Genomic DNA, 3304 nt, shown 5'->3' on the forward strand with positions numbered 1-3304 from the left:
AGTCGTTGCGGCAGGGGGAGTGCTCGCTGGCCCTGGCCGGTGGTGTGACCGTGATGTCGACTCCGGGATCGTTCGTCGAGTTCTCCCGGCAGGGCGGTTTGTCCCCGGACGGTCGCTGCAAGGCCTTCGGCGATTCGGCTGATGGTGTTGGTTGGTCCGAGGGCGTGGGTCTCCTGGTGCTGGAGCGACTCTCGGATGCGGAGCGCAACGGGCATCGGGTGTTGGCGACGTTGCGCGGTAGCGCGGTGAATCAGGACGGCGCGTCGAACGGCCTCACCGCGCCGAACGGTCCCTCGCAACAGCGGGTGATTCGGTCGGCGCTGCGCTCCGCGAACTTGGATCCGTCGGATGTGGATGCGGTTGAGGCGCATGGCACGGGTACGACGCTGGGTGATCCGATCGAGGCGCAGGCGTTGCTGGCCACGTACGGCCAGGATCGCGAGAGGCCGTTGTTGCTGGGTTCGGTGAAGTCGAACCTGGGGCACGCGCAGGCTGCCGCGGGTGTCGCCGGTGTGATCAAGATGATCGCGGCCATGCAGCGGGGCCGGTTGCCGCGCACCTTGCACGCGGAAACGCCCTCCTCGCACGTGGACTGGGAAGCGGGTGAGGTCGAGCTGTTGACCGACCCGGCGGAGTGGCCCGAGACCGGGCGTGCTCGTCGAGCCGCGGTGTCGTCGTTCGGAATCAGCGGCACGAACGCGCATCTGATCTTGGAGCAGCCGCCGGTCGTGGACGCACCGGTGGAGGATGCGCAGGTGCTCCCCGCGGTCGTGCCGCTGCCGGTGTCGGCGAAGTCCGAGGGCGCGCTGTCCGGCCAGGTGGAGCGGATCCGGTCCTTCGCCGAGGAGGAGTCCGCGGTCGACGTCGGGTTCTCGCTGGTGTCCTCGCGGTCGGTGTTCGAGCACCGCGCGGTGCTGCTGGCCGACGGCATCAGCACGGCCGAGGTCGCCGCCGGCACGGCCCGTGAGGGCGAGTTGGCGGTGTTGTTCTCCGGTCAGGGTTCGCAGCGCTTGGGGATGGGTTGTGAGCTCTACGACCGGTTCCCGGTGTTCGCCGAGGCCCTGGACGCGGTCCTGGAGCACCTCGACCCGGGTGTTCGGGATGTGATGTGGGGCGATGATCCGGAGGCCCTGAACCGGACGGGTTGGGCGCAGCCCGCGTTGTTCGCGGTCGAGGTCGCCCTGTTCCGCCTCGCCGAGTCGTTCGGGCTGCGGCCGGATTACCTGGCGGGGCATTCGATTGGTGAGGTCGCGGCTGCGCATGTGGCGGGTGTGTTCTCGCTGGAGGACGCGTGCGCGTTGATCAGCGCCAGGGCGCGTTTGATGCAGGCGCTCCCGTCCGGTGGCGTGATGGTGGCGGTCCAAGCCGGTGAGGACGAGGTGCTGCCGCATCTGGTCGAGGGTGTCTCGATCGCGGCGGTCAATGGGCCGGCCTCGGTGGTGCTGGCCGGTGACGAGACCGCCGTTCTCACCGTGGCCGAACGCTGGAAGTCGACGCGGCTCAAGGTTTCCCACGCGTTCCACTCGCCGTTGATGGATCCGATGCTGGAGGACTTCCGCGAGGCGATCAGCGGTGTGTCGTTCGAGGTGCCGCACCTTCCGGTGGTGGCCTCGGGTGATGTGTCCTCGCCGGAGTTCTGGGTGCAGCACGTGCGGGAGACCGTGCGCTTCGCGGATGCTGTCGCTGATCTCGCCGATGCGGGCGTGAGCACCTTCCTGGAGCTCGGACCGGACGGCGTGCTTTCCGCGATGGCAGCGGATTCCGCGACCGAGGACGCGGTGCTGGTGCCCATGCTGCGCAAGAACGGCGGAGAAGAGGCCGCCGCTGCTACCGCGCTCGCACGTCTGCACGTGGCGGGCGTCGACGTGGACTGGAAGCCGTTCTTCACCGGGACCGGTGCGCATCTGATCGAGCTGCCCACCTACGCCTTCGAGCACAAGCGGTACTGGCCGGCCCGGACGGCGCGTTCCCAGGACGCCTCGGGGCTGGGCCTCACGGCCCTGGGACACCCGTTGCTGGGCGCGGGTGCGGAACTGGCCGGTTCGGACGGGTATCTGTTCACCAGCAGGATCTCGGTGCGGTCGCACCCGTGGCTGGCCGACCACGTCGTGCTGGGACAGGTGCTCGTTCCGGGCGCTGCCCTGGTCGAACTGGCGATTCGAGCGGGCGACGAGGTCGGCTGCGACCGGGTCGAGGAACTGACGATGGCCGCTCCGCTGGTGCTGCCGGAACAGGACGCGGTCCAGCTGCAGGTCTCGGTCGGCGACGCCGACGAGTCGGGCCGTCGCTCGATCACGATGTACTCCCGGCCCGAAAGCGCGGCGGATGCGCCGTGGACGGAGCACGCGGTCGGCGTGCTCGGCAGCGGATCGGAACACGCGCAGCTCGACCAGGGCGCGTGGCCACCTGCGGACGGTGAGCAGGTGTCGCTGGAGGGCTGCTACGAGCGGTTCGCCGAGGCCGGGTTCGACTACGGCCCGGTGTTCCAGGGGTTGCGCGCGGCGTGGCGTCGCGGAGACGAGGTCTTCGCCGAGGTCGCGCTGCCCGAGGGGGTGGAGACCGGCGGTTTCGGGCTGCACCCGGCGCTGCTCGACGCCTGCCTGCACGCGGCCTTGCTCGCCGAGGAAGGTGGCGAGGCCGGGTTGCCGTTCTCCTGGAGCGGAGTCTCGTTGCACGCCTCGGGCGCGACGGACCTGCGGGTGCGGTTGTCCCGGGACGCCGGTGGCGCGACGACGCTGGACCTGACGGATACGACCGGGAATCCGGTGGCGTCGGTGCGGTCGCTGGCGGTCCGCCCGGTCTCGGCCGAACAGCTCGGCGAGACCGGCGCCGGTCGCGACTCGCTGTTCGCGCTGGAATGGGTCCCGGCCGCGGCCCCGGCCGAGGTATCGGGGCAGGACTGGGCCGTGCTCGGTCCGGACGCGCTCGGGCTGCCGGGCGCCCTGCACGAGGACCTGACCGGCGTCGACACGGACGCCGTGCTGGTCCCGGTCGCGCACGAGCCCGTCGACGACGTTGCGGGTGCGGCGCACCGAGCGACTTCGCGCGCGTTGGGTCTGGTGCAGGAGTGGTTGGTCGAGGAGCGGTTCGCGGGGTCGCGTCTGGTGTTCGTGACGCGGGGTGCGCTGTCCGGCGGTGATGTGGCGGCTTCGGCGGTGTGGGGTCTGGTGCGGTCGGCGCAGTCGGAGCATCCGGGCCGGTTCGTGCTGTTGGACGTGGACACCGGCGAGGTGGACGCATCACTGCTTGAGCGCGCGCTGTCCTGCGATGAGCCGCAGCTGGTGGTCCGCGATGGTGAGCTGCG

General features: G+C 70.5%; 1 protein-coding gene. It reads left to right on the forward strand.

The genetic code is table 11. The features are described 5' to 3' along the window. On the forward strand, positions 1–3304 hold a 3304-nt coding region (locus ABD289_RS20085), incomplete at both ends, for a type I polyketide synthase (RefSeq protein ID WP_344135091.1).

It is taken from the genome of Saccharopolyspora halophila (assembly GCF_039531955.1).
GTDB lineage: Bacteria > Actinomycetota > Actinomycetes > Mycobacteriales > Pseudonocardiaceae > Saccharopolyspora > Saccharopolyspora halophila.